General features: G+C 53.1%; 20 protein-coding genes. 7 read left to right on the top strand and 13 right to left on the bottom strand.

The window, feature by feature from the left end; genetic code table 11:
- Positions 1-19: 19 nt before the first annotated feature.
- The 5 genes from ACZ5ZS_RS03075 to ACZ5ZS_RS03055 form a co-directional block, all read right to left on the bottom strand.
- Entirely contained in the window at positions 20-1,006 is a 987-nt protein-coding gene (locus ACZ5ZS_RS03075) for a Cgl0159 family (beta/alpha)8-fold protein (RefSeq protein ID WP_188596412.1), read from the bottom strand.
- A 4-nt stretch (positions 1,007-1,010) separates the two neighbouring features.
- Entirely contained in the window at positions 1,011-1,997 is a 987-nt protein-coding gene (locus ACZ5ZS_RS03070; RefSeq protein ID WP_188596411.1) for a Gfo/Idh/MocA family oxidoreductase, read from the bottom strand.
- 101 nt (positions 1,998-2,098) lie between these two features.
- Complete coding sequence (locus ACZ5ZS_RS03065; protein ID WP_188596410.1) at positions 2,099-3,580, bottom strand: aldehyde dehydrogenase family protein; 1,482 nt, start codon at positions 3,578-3,580, stop codon at positions 2,099-2,101.
- A 118-nt stretch (positions 3,581-3,698) separates the two neighbouring features.
- Positions 3,699-5,474, bottom strand: a complete 1,776-nt coding sequence (locus tag ACZ5ZS_RS03060; RefSeq protein WP_188596409.1) for a thiamine pyrophosphate-binding protein — start codon at positions 5,472-5,474, stop codon at positions 3,699-3,701.
- Between the two features lie 74 nt (positions 5,475-5,548).
- Positions 5,549-6,292 carry an ATP-binding cassette domain-containing protein gene (locus ACZ5ZS_RS03055; protein WP_188596408.1) on the bottom strand — a complete coding sequence of 248 codons (744 nt, stop codon included), beginning with the start codon at positions 6,290-6,292 and terminating at the stop codon, positions 5,549-5,551.
- A gap of 111 nt (positions 6,293-6,403) precedes the next feature.
- On the opposite strand from ACZ5ZS_RS03055, the gene ACZ5ZS_RS03050 reads away from it, so the two are divergent.
- The gene (locus tag ACZ5ZS_RS03050) at positions 6,404-7,390 is read left to right on the top strand and encodes an ABC transporter permease (RefSeq protein WP_188596407.1); all 987 of its coding nucleotides are present in this window, start codon (positions 6,404-6,406) and stop codon (positions 7,388-7,390) included.
- A 110-nt stretch (positions 7,391-7,500) separates the two neighbouring features.
- A complete protein-coding gene (locus ACZ5ZS_RS03045; RefSeq protein ID WP_188596406.1) occupies positions 7,501-8,634 on the top strand; it encodes a sugar ABC transporter substrate-binding protein in 1,134 nt (377 codons plus the stop codon).
- A gap of 59 nt (positions 8,635-8,693) precedes the next feature.
- On the opposite strand, the gene ACZ5ZS_RS03040 is transcribed toward ACZ5ZS_RS03045, so the two are convergent.
- Complete coding sequence (locus ACZ5ZS_RS03040) at positions 8,694-10,121, bottom strand: MFS transporter (RefSeq protein ID WP_229657690.1); 1,428 nt, start codon at positions 10,119-10,121, stop codon at positions 8,694-8,696.
- Positions 10,122-10,400: 279 nt separating this feature from the next.
- Between ACZ5ZS_RS03040 and ACZ5ZS_RS03035 the strand changes: the two genes are divergently transcribed.
- Entirely contained in the window at positions 10,401-10,883 is a 483-nt protein-coding gene (locus tag ACZ5ZS_RS03035; protein WP_188596405.1) for a hypothetical protein, read from the top strand.
- Between the two features lie 47 nt (positions 10,884-10,930).
- On the opposite strand, the gene ACZ5ZS_RS03030 is transcribed toward ACZ5ZS_RS03035, so the two are convergent.
- Positions 10,931-11,728: an S-methyl-5'-thioadenosine phosphorylase gene (locus tag ACZ5ZS_RS03030; protein WP_188596490.1), complete on the bottom strand. Its 798-nt coding sequence runs from the start codon at positions 11,726-11,728 to the stop codon at positions 10,931-10,933.
- 81 nt (positions 11,729-11,809) lie between these two features.
- On the opposite strand from ACZ5ZS_RS03030, the gene ACZ5ZS_RS03025 reads away from it, so the two are divergent.
- Positions 11,810-12,373, top strand: coding sequence for a hypothetical protein (locus tag ACZ5ZS_RS03025; protein WP_188596404.1), 564 nt, complete (start codon positions 11,810-11,812; stop codon positions 12,371-12,373).
- Between the two features lie 13 nt (positions 12,374-12,386).
- Here ACZ5ZS_RS03025 and ACZ5ZS_RS03020 read toward each other — a convergent pair whose 3' ends face one another.
- The gene (locus ACZ5ZS_RS03020) at positions 12,387-13,517 is read right to left on the bottom strand and encodes a tyrosine--tRNA ligase (RefSeq protein ID WP_188596403.1); all 1,131 of its coding nucleotides are present in this window, start codon (positions 13,515-13,517) and stop codon (positions 12,387-12,389) included.
- A 359-nt stretch (positions 13,518-13,876) separates the two neighbouring features.
- Here ACZ5ZS_RS03020 and ACZ5ZS_RS03015 point away from each other — a divergent pair, with 359 nt between their 5' ends.
- A complete protein-coding gene (locus tag ACZ5ZS_RS03015; protein ID WP_188596402.1) occupies positions 13,877-14,992 on the top strand; it encodes a DUF763 domain-containing protein in 1,116 nt (371 codons plus the stop codon).
- Here the strand turns inward: ACZ5ZS_RS03015 and rpmC are convergent.
- Together rpmC and ACZ5ZS_RS03005 are read right to left on the bottom strand one after the other, a co-directional pair.
- On the bottom strand, positions 14,970-15,194 hold the full coding sequence (gene rpmC / locus ACZ5ZS_RS03010) for a 50S ribosomal protein L29 (protein ID WP_188596401.1): 225 nt from the start codon (positions 15,192-15,194) through the stop codon (positions 14,970-14,972). The two genes, ACZ5ZS_RS03015 and rpmC, sit on opposite strands and share 23 nt — an antisense overlap.
- Positions 15,184-15,852 carry a 30S ribosomal protein S3 gene (locus ACZ5ZS_RS03005; protein WP_188596400.1) on the bottom strand — a complete coding sequence of 223 codons (669 nt, stop codon included), beginning with the start codon at positions 15,850-15,852 and terminating at the stop codon, positions 15,184-15,186. Before ACZ5ZS_RS03005 ends, rpmC begins: the two co-directional genes overlap by 11 nt.
- Before the next feature lie 112 nt (positions 15,853-15,964).
- Here ACZ5ZS_RS03005 and speE point away from each other — a divergent pair, with 112 nt between their 5' ends.
- Positions 15,965-16,912 (top strand): polyamine aminopropyltransferase, encoded by a 948-nt coding sequence (gene speE, locus ACZ5ZS_RS03000; protein ID WP_229657689.1) that lies wholly within the window; start codon positions 15,965-15,967, stop codon positions 16,910-16,912.
- Here speE and folE read toward each other — a convergent pair.
- A complete protein-coding gene (folE, locus tag ACZ5ZS_RS02995) occupies positions 16,892-17,428 on the bottom strand; it encodes a GTP cyclohydrolase I FolE (RefSeq protein WP_464858598.1) in 537 nt (178 codons plus the stop codon). The two genes, speE and folE, sit on opposite strands and share 21 nt — an antisense overlap.
- 167 nt (positions 17,429-17,595) lie before the next feature.
- Between folE and ACZ5ZS_RS02990 the strand changes: the two genes are divergently transcribed.
- Positions 17,596-18,090 (top strand): hypothetical protein, encoded by a 495-nt coding sequence (locus ACZ5ZS_RS02990; protein WP_188596398.1) that lies wholly within the window; start codon positions 17,596-17,598, stop codon positions 18,088-18,090.
- Here the strand turns inward: ACZ5ZS_RS02990 and ACZ5ZS_RS02985 are convergent.
- Both ACZ5ZS_RS02985 and ACZ5ZS_RS02980 read right to left on the bottom strand, forming a co-directional pair.
- Complete coding sequence (locus tag ACZ5ZS_RS02985; protein ID WP_188596397.1) at positions 18,072-18,770, bottom strand: adenosylcobinamide amidohydrolase; 699 nt, start codon at positions 18,768-18,770, stop codon at positions 18,072-18,074. The genes ACZ5ZS_RS02990 and ACZ5ZS_RS02985 overlap by 19 nt on opposite strands.
- Complete coding sequence (locus ACZ5ZS_RS02980) at positions 18,767-19,912, bottom strand: MFS transporter (RefSeq protein WP_188596396.1); 1,146 nt, start codon at positions 19,910-19,912, stop codon at positions 18,767-18,769. Before ACZ5ZS_RS02980 ends, ACZ5ZS_RS02985 begins: the two co-directional genes overlap by 4 nt.
- Positions 19,913-19,989: the final 77 nt, after the last annotated feature.

Below are 19,989 nucleotides of genomic sequence, written 5' to 3'. Positions count from 1 at the left end.
TCCTTCAATACGTTGAGGGCTAGGATGTAGATGTGTTTTTACCAGCCTTTACATGATTGATGGCATTTCTCAATTCCTTTATCACGGTCTCAGTATCGGAGTCCCTGGGAAAAAGAATATTCCTTCCAGCCACCACGCCCACAACGTTGTTTCCAGCCATTAAGGCCTCCCTCACATTCTTTATGAACACCCCACTATCGCCGGATCCGCCGCCCAGCAACATTATGGGTAAGGTAGTGGACCTGGCCACTATTTCAAAATCATGAGTGAACGGCAGCTTCAAGAACCTCCTAAACGTGCTATAACCCAACCCGGAGGCCACGTTAACCGCGGCGGCCAGTTCGTATGGATCATCTATTGTGGAATAGCCGTTACTCGCCTTGCGAACCGGGAACACCTCAATGAATAACGGCAAGCCCAAGTCGGAGCACTCCCGGGACGCCTCGTAGGCGTAGGTCAAGGTATTCAGCGTTCGTTCATCGCTTAAGTCTATTCTAAGCAATAACTTAGCTCCATCCAGTCCCAGCTTGGCTATGTCGCTGGGCCTAAAAGCGGTTACCCTATCATCCAATTCAAAAATCGACCCGTTTAATCCGCCTCTATTTATGGACCCTATTATTATTTTGCTGCCTAAATACTCCTTTAACGGCATGTCCAGCTCATCTTCCAAAACATTGGCCAATATCAACAGCTCATCAAGTATATCGGCGGTGAGCAGTATTCCATCCACTTCATCCAGCATCAACGCGGTAAATGTCTTTACTAACAATCTTCCCCTATCCAGTAACGCGTGCTTATCATCGCCTACTGCGAAGTTCAGCCGGGCCGGGTGATCCGCTGCAAGTATGATCAATCCCCTTTCCACAGCCCTTTCCAAGCTGGGCTTCTTCCTCCGCCTCAATATATCGTAAGCCTCATCCCTGGCGCGATCACTTATCCTGCGTCTCCAAATGCTTTTTAGAACATCATTTAATTTCTTTAGGCCGGCCTCCCCTATGTCGGGCATATGCCTAACCCAGCGGTAGATCAACTGCTTTTCTGCTTTGCATGGATAGCTTGGCAGCCAACGCTATTTCTAATGCAGCCCTACCATCCTCGGCAGTCACTAGGGGTCGTTTGTCATTCTTGACAGAGTCTATGAATGCCCGCAGTTCCTCCTTATACGCCTCCTGGAATCTCTCTATGAACCATTCGTATTTATCCTGCTTTTTTACAAGTACAACATCGTTACTGCGCGAGGAATTGACGGGCACCACCAATATGGAGCCCTTGGTGCCAAGAACCTCAACGCGTGTATCGTACCCATACGCGCTGAACCTACAGGCATCCACGTACGCCATTGCATTGTTGGATAGCGCAATAGTGGTGGTGGTCACGTCATAATCCCCCTGCCCCGTCACGCGGGAGCCTTGGGCCATAACTGTTTTAGCCTCCGTATTGGCCAACCACCTGATCGTGTCATAGTCGTGGCTGGAGGTATCCAGGAAGATGCCGCCGCTTATCTCCACGTTGACGCCCGGATTGGGAAGTGGGGGATCCCTGGTGACCGACATGATATAGATCAAGTCGCCTATTTCTCCCTCATTCATGTACTCCTTTATTTTCCTGTACATTGGATCGAATCGACGTTGATAGCCAACTTGCACCCATACCTTTCGTTTTTTGGATAAATCGACTATCTCATCCGCGTTTTTCAAATCCAGTGCCAATGGTTTCTCCACGAATACGTGCTTGCCGGAATCCATTGCGGCCTTTATTATTTCCGGCTTGAACGCGGTGGGCACGGCAACCACCACTGCATCCAGGTCCTTATTCTCCAGCAGCTTAACGTAGTCGTTATATGCAACGGTATGGGTCTCCGAGGCCACTCGCTCCGCTACCTTGGCGTTAGAATCGACGACTCCGATAAGCCTCGCGTCCTCGATTTCATGCGATAAGGTCAATGCATGAAATCTACCTATCAGGCCAACCCCTATAACCCCTATGTTTATTGTCATGATTGATTAAGATGCTGCTTATTTTAAAATTTTGTGTGAGGTTCATTAACTATCAATAATATACAGCAAAAATATTGAGCTATTTCAAATTGAAAAATAATTTAATACCATCTAGTTATTATTATTTTTCTATCTGTAAAGAAGTCCACGGTGTCTATTTGGGGATGGTGGCTGCCTAGGCCGGATATGCCCTTACCTCCAAAGGGGAACCAGCCCACGGGCGCGGCCACGCCTATATTGACTCCAACATTCCCCACCCTCACTTCATTGGAGAACGTCCTGGCCCATTTGCCGTTCTGCGTGAATATCACGGCGGAATGATGATACTTCCCCGCATTTATCCAGCTAACCGCCTCATCTAATTCCTTAGCCCTCATCAAATTGACCACCGGCCCGAAGATCTCCTCCCTTGCTGTCGCCATAGTTGGGCTGACGTCCTCCAGAATAGTTGGTCCTAGGTAAAATCCGCTGGGATACCCGTTTACAGTGAAGTTCCGCCCATCCAGTACAAGCTTGGCGCCTTCGTTCAAAGCATCATCTATCTTCTTCATAACGTTGCGGCGGTATTGATCCGTTGTCATCGGCCCCATCTCCACCCCCTCGTTTAGGCCGTAACCTACCTTCAATGCCTTAGTCCTCTCCACGAAGGAATTCTTGAATTTATTGTAATAGTTATCATCTCCCACCACAACTATGTTTTGTATGGCCAAGCATCGCTGACCCGCGTTTCCATACTTGGAATGTACAAGGGTCTCCACAGTATTTCCAAGCTCTGCATCTGGCATTACGACGGCGTAATTGGCAGCCCCACCGCCCCCTATGTATCTTTTACCTGACGCGGCTGCCGCCGAGTATAACTTCATGGCTATCGATGATGTGCCCACGAACCCTGTTCCCTCTATCTTATCATGGGATACCAAGTACTCCACGGCGGAGTTATCGAGGTGGACCAAGTTAAGGACTCCCGGCGGGAACACCTCTGCAATTAACTCCATCACGTACGTCATGGGTATGGGCGTTACTGGACTGACCTTAACCACCACGGTATCGCCCAAGGCGATGGCATATGGTATAAACCAGAAAGGAATCATCACTGGAAAATTATATGGGGTTACCGCCGCGAACACGCCGAGGGGTTCTCGTGCCATGACCTCGTCTATCTCGCTGGCGATTTCGCGCTGGTATTCGCCCTTGGAAAGAGAAAGCAAAACAGCTATTGAGCTCTCCACGTTCTCAATGCTCCTCCGTATATCTCCCCTCGAATCCCCTATTGACTTGCCGTGATTCTGGGTATTAACCCTGGCTATGAGTTCCTTGTTATCCTCAAGTATTTGTTTAAGCTTAAATAAATATTGAAGCCTATCTGGTATCGGTACTTTACTCCACGATTTGAACGCCTCATATGCGGCATTGACGGCCTCATCCACGTCATCCTTTGTGCCGAGCGGGACCTCCCCGATGATGCTCCCTAATCCCGGATCATATAGTGGAGCATAATTGGGCGAGTGGGATTCAACCCATTTGCCATTTATGAATTGCCTCAATTTGCCGTAATTTTTTCTAGGAACATCTAGAGTAGCCATGAAAAGCACATTCAAGCGATATATAAAAATATTAACCCATAGGCGCACTATTTCTATGTATTAATAGATTATATTAATAGTATTTAATAGTGATTCTCACGGCACCATTGGATATATTTCAATCTTTATACAATATACGACGCGATGGTATGTCCCAATAGCCATATGCCTTAGAGCCGCTGTATGGGAACTTCCTTTCAACTATTGCCTCGATCACCGTGGGCACATTCATACTAATGGACTTTGCCAATGCATTCCGCAATGCATCGGGGGATTCCGCCCTGATGTACTCGGCGCCATATGCACGGGTTATCTTCTCTATTGAAAATTCATATAGCGAATTATCGGACTTCCTGAACTCAGTCCTATAGATACGCTCCATGAAGCTCCTGATCTGGAGGTCCCTTATGGATACCCATCCATAATTATTCAGCACCAGGACTATTATCGGTATATTGAATTGAACTGCGGTGGATAATTCGACGTTATTCATCAGGAAAGACCCATCGCCTTCCACCGCCATCACCACATCGTTGGGCCTCGCCAATTTAGCGCCTATCGCAGCGGGCAATGCGAAGCCCATTGTGGAGAAACCGCCCGAACTTATAAAAGTCAATGGCTGGTAGGCCAGCCACTGTTGGGAGAATATCTCCTGGGGCAATCCAGCGCTCAGCGTTATTATGGCGCCTCTGGGAAGAACATCCCTGGCTATCTTAACTATATTGGGTATGCCCATGGGGGATCCCTTCCTCATTTCCTCCATCTCCTCCAACCATTTCTGCTTCAACTCCTTGAACCTCCTATACCACGCAGTGTTCTCCTTCTTGCTTCCAGCAGCAATAGAGGTCAGGGCATTATATAGGGCCGACATCGCTGAACCCGCATCTGCCACTATCCCCACCTCTACTGGGTAATTCTTGCCTATCTCATGGTAGTCAATGTCTATTTGTATGAGCTTGGTTGGAGGTATATTGAAGGTTATATCCGGCACATACGAGCTAGTCGTCTCATCACTGAACGTGACCCCCACTGCCAGAATCACATCGGCGGATTTGGATAGCTCATTCGCGACGGAACTACCTATGTTGCCGGGAGAGTAGGCATAAAGATCATGATCCTCAGGAAATCCTCCCTTGGCATCTCCCCTGAACGTGGTCATGACGGGAGCGCCCAGAAACTCCGCTACCTTAACTACCTGCTCCGCCGCGCCAGACATGGTAACGCCACCTCCGATCAGAATTATGGGGCGTTCCGCATTGATGAGCACCTCGGCCGCTCTTTTTATTGCATCTGGATCAGGATATATGCGACCCATCGGCGCGTACTTAAGGGGATCAGGCACCTCGGTCTTTATCTTGCTTACTTGTATATCCATCGGCAAATCTATTAGGACGGGGCCTGGTCTTCCGTATAGGGCCTCCTTGTATGCATTGACCAATACCCTGGGCAACTGCCGTATATTCGTGACAAGCCAAGTCCTCTTTGCAAAGTGATCCATTCCATTTGAATAATCAACCCAGTGCTTCCTCTCTATTTCTTGGAAAATACCCATACCGAAAAGGTATGTTTGTATCTGTCCAGTTATTGCTATGAAGGTGGAGGAGTCAACGAATGCCGTCGACATGGCAGTTGCCAGATTCGTGGCCCCAGGTCCGACGGACGTAGTGACGACGGCCGGCGTTCTTCTATTAGCCCTGAAATAGCCATCAGCCATGTGACCACCCCACTGCTCGTGCTTTACTGGAATCAGGGTGACATCCGGCTGTACGTCTAGTATTGCATCCACTATATTTACATTGCCATGGCCCGGGATTCCAAATACGTACTTTATTCCGGCTTTCTTTAGGAATTGAGCTATTAGTTCTGAACCGTCATACTCATCTTGATCGGGCATGCTTTGATAAAGTATCAATTATGATTTTAAATTTTTCCGACAAGTAGGAATGAATTCATTGAAGATTTTACAATTCACTTAGCGTTAAGACGGGATCTAACGGTTTCCACGATGTAATCCTCCAATTCTTGAGGCGACATCTTTCCTCCTTCGGTATCCAATGCAATGGTGCCATGATCCATTACTATTATGTGGTTAGCTATTGAGTGGACGTGGTGGATATTATGGCTTATCACTATTGCAGCCATTTCCCTGGTTCTTTTCTCCACCAGCGTCTTCACGAAGTCCAAAACGCTCTTCGATTCGTAGACAGAAAGAGCGGCAGTGGGTTCATCCAGTATCAGCAGTTTGGCATTGAACATCAATGCCCTTACTATTGCTACCATTTGCCTCTGGCCGCCCGACAACTCCTCCGCGTATTTATCTACGTTTATATCTATTCCAAATTCTTTCAGCAATTTGCTGGTAAGCTTTCTCATGCTGTTTTTATCGAGAAGGCCAGCCTTGGTGGCCTCACGACCTAAAAATACATTCCTATACACAGGCAGTTGAGGTATGAGGGCTAGGTCTTGATAAACAGTCTCTATGCCAGCCAATCGGGCCTCCTTTGGCGAATTAAATGTAACTGCCTTCCCATTCAACAGTATGGTACCCCTATCAGGTTTAAGGTATCCGGCCAATATCTTGGCTAATGTGGATTTTCCGGCACCGTTGTCTCCCACCAGGCCTATTAGATCGCCGTCCTTTATATCGAACGAAACGTCTCTTAATGCTATTACATGACCATAACTCTTCCAAAGATTCCGTACCTCCAACATATGTCAGCTGTTTTATGCTTATTTTTATATCTTTTCGTCAATAATTAGCCTATATAAATAGCAATTAATATAAAGAAATATTTAATAAGAGAAAGTAATTAATTACCAACCATGGTCGAACGAACCGATATACGAAAGAAGACAAGTGCCTTTCTAAAGCTCCATAGGGAGGTGATAACGGCCATAATATTTGCGCTGTTAATAGCAATTTTTTATGCAATTAACCCATTGCTCATGACATTATCATCTTGGGCTAGCATAATGATAACAGCATCGGAGTACGGCATAGTATCCATTTTCATTACTTTATTATTAATAGGTGGGGAGTTCGATCTATCCGTGGGTTCCGTCTTCGTTCTAGGCGGAATGTCATTTGGAATATTGATCAATTCCGGCTATAATCCGTACCTATCGCTCATAATATCGCTGGCCGTATCCACGGTTGTGGGATTGGCAAACGGATTGATAACTGTCTATCTGAATGTACCATCCTTCATAACCACATTGGGAACATCCTATGCATTGGAGGGGTTGCTCCTGATAGTAACTGGGGGTTTTCCAATATCAATAGTGCTTAAAAGCGTTCCATTTTGGACCATATTGAGTGGAAATATTTTCCATGGAATAAATGCGTGGACCATATGGTTCATAGCAATAACGGCCATCTCGTATATGCTCCTCGAGCATACCAGGTTCGGAAACCATATATTCGCAACCGGGGGTTCCGTTAGATCAGCATATGCAGTTGGAGTCAACGTGAAGATGGTCAAGATGATACTTTTCATGCTCTCCGCGCTGGCCGCCGGATTCATGGGAATCCTCTCCTTAACGTATTTCACATCAATGTCGGTAGATGAGGGACAGACGCTCCCGCTCTTGACTCTAGCGGTGGCCGTCATAGGGGGGACCCCATTGACTGGGGGCATAGGTAAGATGCAAGGTACCTTTCTGGCATCCTTGATAATAGGCCTAATCTATGTCGGTTTGGTACTAGCGAAGGTACCATCGTATTGGTACATCACGTTCGTCGGCATAATATTGATCGTTGTTGCCGTGATAAACCAAAAAGCAATAGGAGCCAAGCTGATACCAACTTGATGGGCAACTATATTAATATTTCTTAATATTTATATTAACATTTATTAATATAATATAGGTCAATATTATATTACAAAAAACTTAAAAACATATATAATTTATACCCGTTTATGAGCAAAAAATCAGCAAGACTAGGTATATCAAGCCAGACGATAATTATTATAGTGCTGGTAATCATCGTAGTAGTGCTGGCGGCCGCATATGCATATAAAGTGTCGGCCCCATCATCAACCACCACTACATCGCCTACAGCTAAATTGGCTGCCTTACCCGTCATTTGTCCAGCGCACCCCAATCAGAAGCTAACGGTGTATTTCGTAACACATGGGGCGCCAACGGATCCATTTTGGGTGCCAATAGTGGAGAGCTCAGTCTATATGGGGGACTTGCTGAATATGTCTGTAATATACGAAGCCCCCAGCACGTTCTCCATATCAAGCCTGGTTAATTTAATGCAGTCCGCCCTAGCAGCCCATCCTAATGGACTGATTATATCGGTGCCGTCGGGCACCGCCGTGGAGCCAATAATAGAGGAGGCGCACAGCATGGGAATACCAGTGATAGTTGTTAATGTAATACCGCCGCCAGGCAGCTTGCCCGGCTTTCCCTATAATGATACCCTGGCATACGTGGGCCAATATGATTATGAGGCCGGCGTTGGCGCTGGCCAATACATGATAAAATGGTATGAGCAGAGATTCGGCACCATGCCGACCCAAATAGTTATATTCAACCATGAGCCGGGACTCCTGGGATTGACCCTCAGAATTGATGGAATAGAGAACGTCACGAAAAGCATTGATCCGGGAGCCACAATAAATGTAGTTCCCATATCCCTCAATTACGCCGACTCGTATTCCATAATAACCTCATATCTAGAGGCCCACCCGAACACTCAATTAATAGTGACTCTGGGACCCGCTGGAACTGATCCCGCCGTCGCCGCAGTAGATAACATGCATCTAAACGGCAAGGTGTTCATAATGGCCTTCGACATAGACAACGTCACCTTGAATGCCATTAGAAATGGAACGTTAATAGGCACCGTAGATCAGCAACCAATGGAGCAAGGCTTCATGCCTGTATTCGAGATGTGGCTGTATCTCTGCTATGGAATAGTTCCGCAATACAACATGACCACGGGACCATTCATACTAAACAACAACACAATAGGCCTATACAACTATCAATTAGTGGCTTCCAGCAAGTACTTGACCCCGTACCTAAAGGCAATAACTGGTTGAGCATATTCTTTAATTATCTTTAAAAGATAATTAAAAATAATTTTATTTCCATGCAATTTTCAAGCAAGTGGAACTATGTCCTCCTCAGATACGGTCTCCAAGTCCTTCTGCTTGGGCTCCCTCAACAGCAGCGTTAATCCAAGGCCCAACACGGCAGCCACGGCGTATACCATCAATATGCCGCGTATCCCTATAGCCAGCTCCAGCGAGGGGAAGAGGAGCGTCGATATGGCCGCGCCCGCCTTCCCCGCGGCAGCCGATATCCCGTGCCCCGTGGTCCTGTACCGCGTTGGGTACACCTCGGCGGGCACCACGAAGGTGGTGGTGTTGGGTCCGAAGTCTATGAAGAAGAAGGTCAACACGTAGAGGGATAGGGCGTACGAGGCCGGTATCAGGAAGCCCACTATCTTGGTCCCGCTCACCTCCATTATGGAGGCCACTATTAAGTATAGTATGGCCATTCCGGCGAATCCCGTTAATTGAATTGATTTGCGGCCCAACCGGTCCATCAGCGCCACGGACAGGTAGTAGCCCGGCAGCCCGACTATGAATGGAAGGCCAGCCTCCAATATGAGCCTCTCTATTTGAACCGATGCAGGAAGCGAGGAGCTTATTGGGATAAACGATGAAACTATGGGGCCGGAGTACACGCCGGAGCCGTAGAACGCTATATCCATCAAGAACCAAGCGCCCGCCGTGGCCAATAGGGTGAGCCAGTACCTCCTCAGGAACTCCATCACGGGCATGCTCCTGGACGCCGCGGCGCCGCTGATCCTGGCGCCTAGAAGGCCAGCCGCCCTCTCCGCCTCCGTCTTGTCACGCTTCACTAGCAAAGCGTACCGCGGTGTCTCCGGTACCTTGCGCCTCAGGTATATTACCGACAAGGCAGGGATGGCGCCTACGCCCAGCATCACTCTCCAAGCCAGCCCCGGCGGGAGGAACAGCGCTGATAACGCGCCAACCAGTATGGCGGTAAGGGAACCCACTCCCTGCGTGGAGAAGACGAGGGCCACCAGCTTTCCCCTGTCCCTCGCGTTAGCGTACTCGCTCATTATCACGGAGGACACGGGGTAATCGCCGCCTATGCCCAGCCCCAGCACTAGGCGGGAGGCTATTAACCAGTAAAGGTTGGGCGACACGGCGGATAGGAGCGCGCCGATCACCATTAGGGTGGCCTCTATTCCGTACACGCTCTTCCTTCCAAATCTATCCGCCAATGCCCCGAAGAGGAGCTGGCCTATTATCGCCGTGAATATGGCGGACGCGCCCAGGAAGCCGGACAACGGCATGCCCAGCACCTTCGTCGCCACGTCAAATCCAGGAATGCTTGTCTTGCTGAACACGTCCAGCACTGCCCCTATTATGAAGAGATCATATGCATCCGTGAAGAAGCCCATGCCGGCGGTGAAGAACACCTTAATGTGGGCTAGGGATAGCCCCATGCCGTTCAAGTCGCTGAAGGGATTCCTCGACTGATTTGAACTCATGATAGTGGTGAATCCAGTCCTTCCTTAAACGCTTCCTATGTAAAACTCGAACACTATATATAAACTCAAATAAATACATACTCCAAAACACAGAGAGGCCACAGAGGAACTAAGTTGGCTTTTAATTGCAAGGCGATTGGGAGGCCCTAGCCCGTATAAGGCTCAAGATAGGTTGGCTTTTTATCTCCATATATTTAATATTAATTCCATGAATATAAATTAAATATAAACAACGAAAAACAACCTAATGCTTAAAAATCGATTAATGTCAACAAAAGCATGTCTCACATTGAGAACGCTAAGGAGGCGGCGGAGCTGATCTCCATCGCGCTCCAAGTGAAGCCCAGCGACTGCATCGATAAGAACCATCAATCCATAACTATGAGCGCAATAAACGATGTGGGCCGCATATTCCCAGAGCTGAGCGGGAAGCTTCAAGCACTGGCGTCCAAGTTCGCGGAGATTCAGGCAGCCAGCAGGAGACTCACGGAGGCTCCCAGCGTGGAGGCATACGCCGACGCTGTCCTCACCATCTTCACGCAATACAACGTGGACCCCGGCATATACGCCGTGTTCGCCGCTTTGCAGGGAATGCACGCTGCCCAGGCATGCGGGGCCGACGCCGCCAAGTTCTTCCTGGCCAGGACTATGCTGGCGGGATCCCTTCCATTCAATCTTTATTTGATGCTGGCCGACTACATAAACATAGATCACAAAATGATAGTCGAGATGTTCAAGAACCTGCTTGGCAAGGGCCATTAATAAAAGCAAGCCTCGCCCTTAAGGATGGGAAGCGGGCCGGGGCGATTCTATATGCAAGCATTTGCCATTTCCCTGGAGCACTTCTCACCCAGGGAGTCCGGTATCCTCGGTATCACGTCCACCAACACCTTCTTGGCCAGGTCCAGCTTCTCCGCGCTCATCCTCTCCACAGCATCGGCCGTGACGGGTTGGTGGGGGACCCATATGTCGTAGTCCGTCACCAAGGCGAGTAGGCCATAGCACATGCCCATCTCCCTGATCAAATTTATCTCCGGCACCAGGGTCATCCCTATTATGTCGCACGCGTACACATCCCTCCATATCCTGGACTCCGCCTTTGTGCTGAAGCGGGGTCCCTCTATGCAGACGTAGCACCCCCCATCGTGGACCTTGTTATACTTGGCGGCGGCCTCCACCAAGAGTCGCCTGATTTCCTCGTTGAAAGGCTCCACGCCTATCTGCGGGTGGCAAACACGGGGGCCGTCGAAGAACGTGTACTCCCTGGCCTTAGTCATGTCCACGAATTGATCTGGAACCACGAAGTCCCCCGGCGCGTAATCCTGCCTCAAACTGCCAACCGCGCTCACCGCTATGACGGAGGACACGCCCACAGCCCTCAAGGCCCACGCATTGGCCTTGTAGGGTATCTTGTGGGGAGGGTATTTATGCCCCCTGCCGTGGCGAGGCAGGAACGCGACCCAGGACCCCGCCAGCCTCCCCACTATCAGGTTATCGCTGGGGAACCCGTAGGGCGTGTGCATCTGCACCTCAACAGCGTCGCCCAGTATGCCAGGATCATACAGCCCCGAGCCGCCTATCACGCCGATCCTCGGGGTTATCCCCATGCTGCGCAGCTCGTCTGGAGAGGTTGCCTTTACTAGTTTCACTTATAAATCGCCCCGGAGTCCTCTATTTAAGGATTTCACATGTATAGGAGGACATATGCCATAGGCAATCTACAGATGCTGGTAAAGATGTACTCGGCCGCCCAGCTCGACTTGGTCAGGATGTTCAAGGCAGTTAAGAAGGGGAACTCCTACGAGGTCCCGCTTGAGAACCTGCCCTGGGCAACGGTGATAGACCTGGGGCAGCAGTACAGGTTAATCAGCGACGGCAAGCCGCTGACCCTCACCAACGCATCCCTGACCAAGATGCCCCACGGCACGGAGCTGATAGTGGGGTTCCTGGCAAGCGATGGGAACATCTATGGATCCTCCATAGGCGTGGGGAGACCCATGTTCAAGTGCCGCCGAACCCCGCTGGAGAGACCCCTCGACCTGTGGGACGCGCCCGGCAACATATCCATGCCGCAGGTCCAAGCCATCGTGGAGGATCTGGCCTACGCGGAGTCGATAAACGTGAGCGCGCCGGTCAAGTGCGTGGAGGACCCCAACCTGGAGACCAGGAAGTTAGTCGTGTACTCCTGGCTGGTGTCGATCCTGGACAAGGCGACCATAGACCTAACCAAGTCCGAGCTTACCTACATATAGCGCTCGCCATCGATCAACCGGGCCGGGCGCTCCCCATTAACCTCCTCATCTCCTCGAGGAGGACCGCTCCATCGCCCTTGGTGAACCACTCGTGGAACGGCGCCATGGCGTTGACGACCTCCTCCGCCACCGTCTTCTTCAAGTCGAGCGGGTGAACAGCGCCGTCGCCGTAGGCCTTGGCCAGCTCCTCGAAGGTCCAGAACTCCAGCCTCCCCCCGCCGAACTGAGCCGGCTTCTCCACTGTGAAGGGGGTCTTCCTGGGCTCCCTGAACGAGAACACCCTGGCCAGGTCCAGGACTGGGTTGCCCTCCAACACCTTAGGCGGGCAGTAGGCGTTGAGAACCTTGCGCCTCACCTCGTCCGGCTGATCATGCAGGAAGAGGGCGGTGTCCGGCTTTGACTTGCTCATCTTGGCCTCGGACAGCTCCTCCCTGGACTCGGTTCCCTTCAGGTTGAGCGCCGGTATTAGGTGGTGTAGCACTATTATTGGCTTCACGCTCCTCTCGCCCAGCCGCAGTGGCATCAACCTGACCCTGTCCCATACCTCCCTTGCCAGCACGTATGCCTTCCTCTGATCCACGCCGCCCTGCGCTATGTGGGTTCCCAGGGAGTAGACGTCCACCACCTGCATTAATGGGTAGATGAACCACGCCAGCTTGGCTGACTCGCCGTACTTCCTCCCCATTATGGTGAGGCTGTGCTTGGCGTCCGCCATGGTGACTTGCCTGGCCAGGTCCAGGACTTGGTACCAGTAATTCTCGTTTTTCTCGAACATATCTGATGCAAGCACGAACTCCACTCGAGAGGGGTCCCCTCCAAGCACCTCTATGGCCTTGGCCAACGTCCTCCCGAAGTAGCCCGTGGCGGCCCTCCTTATGGCGCCTAAGTCTCCCCCCAGCTTATCGTTGAGCCACGAGTGAACGTCGGCCAGCAGTATCGATGTTTTGATCCCGGCACGCTGCATGTCGACGAGCTTGCTCATGCTTATCACGCCAGTGCCTATGTGGACGAAGCCCGATATCTCGAAGCCTATGTAGTGCTTCAATTCCTGCCCAGTCTCCAAGTACTCCCTCAATTCATCCTCGGTTAGCACCTCCTCCGTGGGGAAGCGCTTCACCAGGAATAGCCTCTCCTCCAAATCCATGCAGCCGCAGCGCACAGCCGCTATTAATGCGTTTCTTACCCGTGAGCCGCTCGGCCGACGGCCATTTACGGCCCCACGCTCGATTTCTCAAATGGTTCTGGCCTGGGCCTAATCCCCATTCAATTATGAAGCGAGCAATGTCCTAGTAGGGCAGGTGCACACCCGCAGCCCGGACCTCCACTGCTCCAGCACGCACCAAAACCTAAGAGTGACGAACATGGAGGGGATCCAGCGGCGTTCATGAATAAGTGAGCGAGATAAACGCTGCGGCCGAGGAGAGAGCGCAGTGAAACTACCGCCTTTACGTGTGGGGCTTTTGTAATTTCCATTAATATAAACCCCCAGCGCGCACTGTCCCAGTGGGGTTGGGCGCGGCGGATCTACCGCTTCATTGGGGGAAGGTACCTCCTTGGCTTATCCCAATAATGAAGCGAATGGCCCGTGCAGTGATAGATGCCATGTTGATTGAGTGGGGAGAGGAGGAGTTATTGGAGAGGCTTGGCAATCCCTTCTGGTTCCAGGGATTCAGTAACATCATTGGAATGGATTGGGACTCCAGCGGCTCCACAACAGTGGTGATACACATACTGAAGCAAGTGCTGGAGCCGGGGGACGGGTTGGCGGTGCTCGGCGGTAAGGGGGAGTGGGCGACGGCCGTGCCGACAGAGCTTAGGGGGCTGGGCGGGGAGTTCGACGTGGACGCGGACGCGCTGGAGAGAGCCAGCAGGCTGGCCGCCAAGGTGGATTCAACGCTTCTACTGGATGGGCATCAAATATACATCCACTCCATGCTGGTTACGAGAAGGGGGAGGTGGGCCATCATACAGCAGGGAATGAATGTGGCCACGGGGTTCGCCAGACGGTACCACTGGGTGGAGCCGGGGAGCTTCGTCAACGAGCCTCACTCAGCCGTGGCTGGGGTGAGGGGGAGGGCGGCGAACGTGATAGAGGCGGGGCAGGAGGGGACCAGGAAGCTCCTCATTGATTTGCTCAACGAGGACCCCAGGAAGCTGGTGAGAGAGTATAGGGTGGCTAGGTCAATGCTGGGCGGGGGCATCGATGCGTGGCTATACGGAAGGTCGTTTGGGGCCGTTTCGAGGGACTTGGTATACTACCAACCGGTGAGGAATCGCGGGCTTCGCTCTCTGGAGGCGTTAGCGGCTAGGAGGCCGGAGAGCTTGGAGGAGGCGTTGTTGATGGGCATGGGACCGGCAGTCTCCAGGGCACTGTTCCTGGTGGCTGACTTGATCTACGGGAAGCCGCCGTCCCCCAACGATCCCGTGACTCATCCATACGATCCATTCAAGTACGCCTACGCAATAGGCGGGAAGGATGGAGTTCCGTACCCCATAGATAGGAGGACCGCGGATGAGGTGATAGCCACGTTGAGGAGCATTGTTGAAAACGCCAAATTAGAGGAGAAGTATAGGAGGAGGGCCTTGGGCTCGCTGGCTAGGCTGAGCGGCTCGTCTTGAGCTCCTCCTCCCGCTTAATGGTTAGTATCCTAGCTATTGCCTTCCTCACAGTTCTAAGCCGGCCCGGGTTCTCGACCACTCCCTTGCCTGCCTGGGCCCTCAGCTTCCGTACCTCCGTCAATAAGTCCCCCAATAACCTCTCCCTGTCCTCCTTTGACAGCGACCTTATGTACTTGGAGTTAAGCCTCTGCTTACTGCTCATTCGCCTCGCCTCCCGCCTCGCCTTGGACTGTTATCTCGGGCTTCGTCTCGACTTTCTCCGGCTCCGCTATCTCTATCTTGTCGCTGGGAGTGACGCCTGGAGGCATTATCATTACCTTTACGCCGAACAATCCTTGGTTGAGCAATACCCAAGTGACTGAGCGCTGTACCTTAGTGGACGCGTCGTTGCCTGACTTATACACGACTCCCCTCACGTACTTCTCGAACCTGGACCTCTCGCTGCTGAGCTTCCCGCTTATCACTATCTCCACGCCCTTCGCGTCGCCGAGTTGCCGCAGCGCGGCTAGGGCGGCTCGCCTGAACTTGACTCCCTTCGCCATGGCGTTAGCTATCTTCAATCCAACCAGCTTTGCGTTGTGTTGAGGATCCTCGACTTGGACCACGTCTATCATAACGTTATCCAGGTCGAACTTGTTCTTCAATTGCTCGCTCAACTCCTTAACTATGGCTCCCTTCCTGCCTATTATTCTGTTCTTGTGCTCCGCGCTTATCATTATTCTGGACCCTATGGGGAGCCTCTGGATGGTGGCATCCACGTAGCCTGACTTGGCCAGCCTGTACTCCAAGTACTCCTTTATCATCCATTTCCTTTTATTGTCCTCCAATATCTTCTTCCTCACCGGCACCTTAGTGGACAATCAGATCACTGCAAACCGCCTTACAGCCCCATTTAAAAAACTTACCTTGAAGAAGAATTGAAAGCCAGACGCGGCAGCCATGCTTATAAAGGGATATCGACGCGGAGTTCACATGAGCTTCAGCAAGATGAGCAAGCTCGGGAGCTACTTCATAGAGTTCATATCGCCGACCAGCTGGCACGTGAGGGGGGTGAGAAAGATATACTACAGCGAGGAGTCCAAGTACCAGAGAATAGACGTGGTTGAGTTCGAGGACCTGGGGAGGGGATTGGTGCTGGACGGGAAGGTTCAGAGCGCCCTCTACGATGAATTCATATACCACGAATCCCTCGTCCACCCCGCCCTAATAGCCCACGGAAAGCCGGAGAGGGTCCTGATAATAGGGGGAGGCGAGGGCGCAACGGCCAGGGAGGCGCTCAAGCACAAATCGGTCCGGGAGGTCATCATGGTGGACCTGGACGAGGCAGTGGTCAACGCCTCCAAGAAGTACCTGCCTGAGATGGGGGCCGACGCGTTCAGCGATCCCCGGTTCAAGCTGGTGGTGGGGGATGGGCGCAAGTACGTGGAGGCGGCGTGGGGGGAGTTCGACGCCATAATAATAGACGCCACGGATCCAATGGAGGGGGGGCCCGCCAGCCTCCTCTACACGGTGGAGTTCTACAGGGCCGTCAAGAACGCCATGAGGCCGGGCGGAGTGATGGTGACGCAGGCCGCCAATACATCGGATGCGCTAGACGTCATGGCATCAATACATAAAACCATAAGCACGGTATTTAAAGTCACCAGGCCCTACAGCGCGTACGTGACGTCCTACGACGCGCCTTGGGGATTCATATTCGCCAGCGACTCGGCGGATCCAAAGGCCATCCCCCCAAGCGACGTGGACTCCAAGATAGCCGCCAACGTGAAGGGGAGCCTCAAGTACTACGACGGGGAGACGCACGTCCACATGTTCAGCCTCCCAAAGAACGTGAGGGAAGCCTTCGCCTCCGCTAAGCGGATAGCCACCGATAGGGAGCCGCCGTCCGTCAGGCTCCCCTCAGAGCACCCACTTGGGTAACCTGTAGGGCCTTATCATTTCGTAAACCTCCCCCCTCAACTCCTTATCGGTCTTGAAGGCCCCCCTGAGACCCATGGATACCATGGCTGCCGTGTTCTTGGCGCCCCTCATTATGACGCATAGGTGGTACGCCTCCGTGACCACCATGACGTCGGGGGAGCCCGTGGTCTCCATTATTTCCTGGGCTATTTGATGCGTCATGCGCTCCTGAATTTGAAGGCGACGCGCGTACTTCTGCACTATCCTGGGTATTTTGCTCAGCCCAATCACCTTGCCGCGCGGCACGTAGGCGACGTGGGCCAGCCCCATGAATGGAAGCACGTGGTGCTCGCAGAGGCTGTAGAACTTAATGCCGGCTATCACGACGAGGTCCGTGGACTCCGTGAACCAAGTGTAATCCACCTCGCTCTCATAACCCTCCAGCAGTTCCTCATACATGTCGGCCACCCGCCTAGGCGTGTCGCGCAGCCCCTCCCTGTCCGGATCCTCCCCAATCGCCTCCAGGATGGAACGCATTGCCTTGGATACCTTGGCCTTATCTATTTTCGTGCCGGATTCCTTGTTCACGATTAGGGCCGTCTTCCAGCTATCAATTTAACTGTATCGCCATGCAATAATTACAAAAACCCAACGCAAAAAGGGGAGGGGCTAGGGCTTAAAACGGGGGAAAGCGAGTTTCCGGAGTGAAACAGAGGCTGTTGATTGCCATCGGCATTGCCGCGTTGGCGGCTGCCGCCACCATGCTCTACGAAGCCCATGAGCTGACCAGCAGCTCCTATAACTACATAAACGCGCGGACCTGCGTGGAGGCGCTGAAGGAATTGGAGCCCAATCCCTTCAACGAGTCCGCCGCCGCATCAATCACCGCCAGGCTGCCCATCTCAATTCAAGTGGTGGTGGAGGGAGTGAACGGGACCCAGCTGGCCAGGTACGGGAACTACATACCCATAACCCCCCAAGCCCCCGGCGGCGTCCTCCCGCCCAGCGGCGGAGTGGCCATACTCGGCCCCGGCGCGTGCATGTACGTCGGGAGCGAGTACACGGTCACCGTGAAGCTGGGCCTCTGGCCCAAGGCCCTATACGCCGGCGCGGCGGGATTCGCGCTATTGATCGGCGGGTTCGCCTCACTAATAGTGGCTGACAGGGCCGGCGAGGGCCGTCAGGAAGGCGATGAGTAGGACGAGTACCTGGACCTGGTCTCAGCCAAGCCGTGCCTAATCAACTCCAAGTACCTCCGCGTCGATTCGTCGTCAAGGAAGCCGGACGAGCCGCCGGACGCCGACAACCACTTGAACGCTGCAGTCAACACGGCCTCCACGACGCCTCGCGCGGCCGCTCCCCCAATGGACGTGCCGGGCCCCGCGAACCTAGCGCCCTCGCCGGCGAGAGGGGCGGCTACCGCCACCGCGTCCGACACCGTGCCCACAGCCACGTCGTCGCCGCACATCAAGCCCAGCTTGATGGCCGCCAATGACTTCGCCTCCACCGCCGTCTTGAATAGATCCACCAATCCCTCCTGGTTCAACGGCTCCCTGCTGACCGCCAGCACGTTTATCGTGTGCAGGCACGCTGGGGGCTCCAGACCCGCCGTGGATACGGCGAATCCACGCCCCCAATCCACGATGGAGGCGAGGCCCACGTCAACCGCCGTGAGGAACACGAGCCACTGCCCGCTCACGCCGGCCATCGATAGGGCGGAGGCGGCCTCCTCGTCTGGATCCCCGTCGAAGTCGCGTGGGACTGTCTTGAAGATGGCGCCCCTGGCCGCGCTCATTCCCCCACCCCTAACGGTGGTGGAGAGCGATGTCAACTCCCCGCCGAAGTCGACGGTGACCAAGCCCGGCGCTCCTCGGATCATCTCTTGGCCACCGCCACGGCCGCCGGCCTCAGGGATGCATCGTCGAGCGTCAAGTATAGGACCGCCATGGATGCCCTCGCCGCGGCGTCCGCCGTGAAGAGGAGGTCCAAGCCCCTCCTAATGCCCAGGTAGGGAATCACCAGCGAGCTGGCCCACCCGCCCATTATGGAGCCCAGGAGGGTGGCGGCGCCGTACACGGCGTTGTACAGCCCTATCGCTTTATTTCTATCCTTGGCATTATCGAATAGGTACGCCATGTACGCCGTGTTGGAGACGGAGTTAGTGAAGCCGGACACCACGTTGGCCACGTATATCCAGTACACGTTGGGGGACAGCGCGTACGCCAGGGGGAACGTTATCAGGCCCAGCCTTCCCAGGAACATCATAGTCCTCCTATGCCCATCCACCATTCTACCAACCCTCCTCTGCAGGGCCAGCGTGGAGACCCCAGCTATGACGGAGATTATGGCGACGTTGGTGGTGGTCATGTCGAAGACGTACACCTGCGCCAGCGGAAAGAGGGGCCAGGAGAAGGACCAAGTGACCGCGAACAGCGTGGTTACCAGGTAAAACCGAGGCGGGGCGGAGGGGCCCGGCAATCGCTGCCTCTCGCTGATGGTTATGCCGATCACGTTGATGGAGTTCAGGGCCAGGATCGCCGCGGTAACGTAGAACACGTACGAGGCGGCCGCGAGGCTCCTCCCTATCCACAGGCCGGCCAGGAGCGTCGCTATCAAGCCGCCCACGGACCCGAAGAAGGAGTACTCCGCCAACACCCTCCCCCTGGATCCCTTGCTCAGCTCCTCCATAACCAGCAACCACGCGAACGATATCAAGCCGTTGAGGGAGGCTATGCCGACGTATATGGCGGTATAGATGATTGAATCAATGGGGCCGAACAGACCTAGGAGGACCCAGAGCAGGGCGAGGAGTAGGTTGCCCAGCAGCAGTAACCTGCCCGGCCTTGCCTTGGAGTAGCTGAGGGGGAGTTGAACCACTCCCCAGAAGAAGGAGTTGGCCGACGACACGAGTCCCAGCAATGGCCCTCCGGCACCGCCCACGGCGGCCAGGAAAGATATGAACGGCTGCGCAAGGCCGTTCGCTATGTTCTGGAGCATTATATATAGCCTAAGCTTAGCCACGGGGACCGCCGATCAATTATTTACTATATAAATATCTCTACCCACGACCGAATCCCGCGCGGGGCGTCACTGCATTA

Source organism: Thermocladium modestius (assembly GCF_055398215.1).
This window is presented reverse-complemented; position numbering and strand designations above follow the sequence as displayed.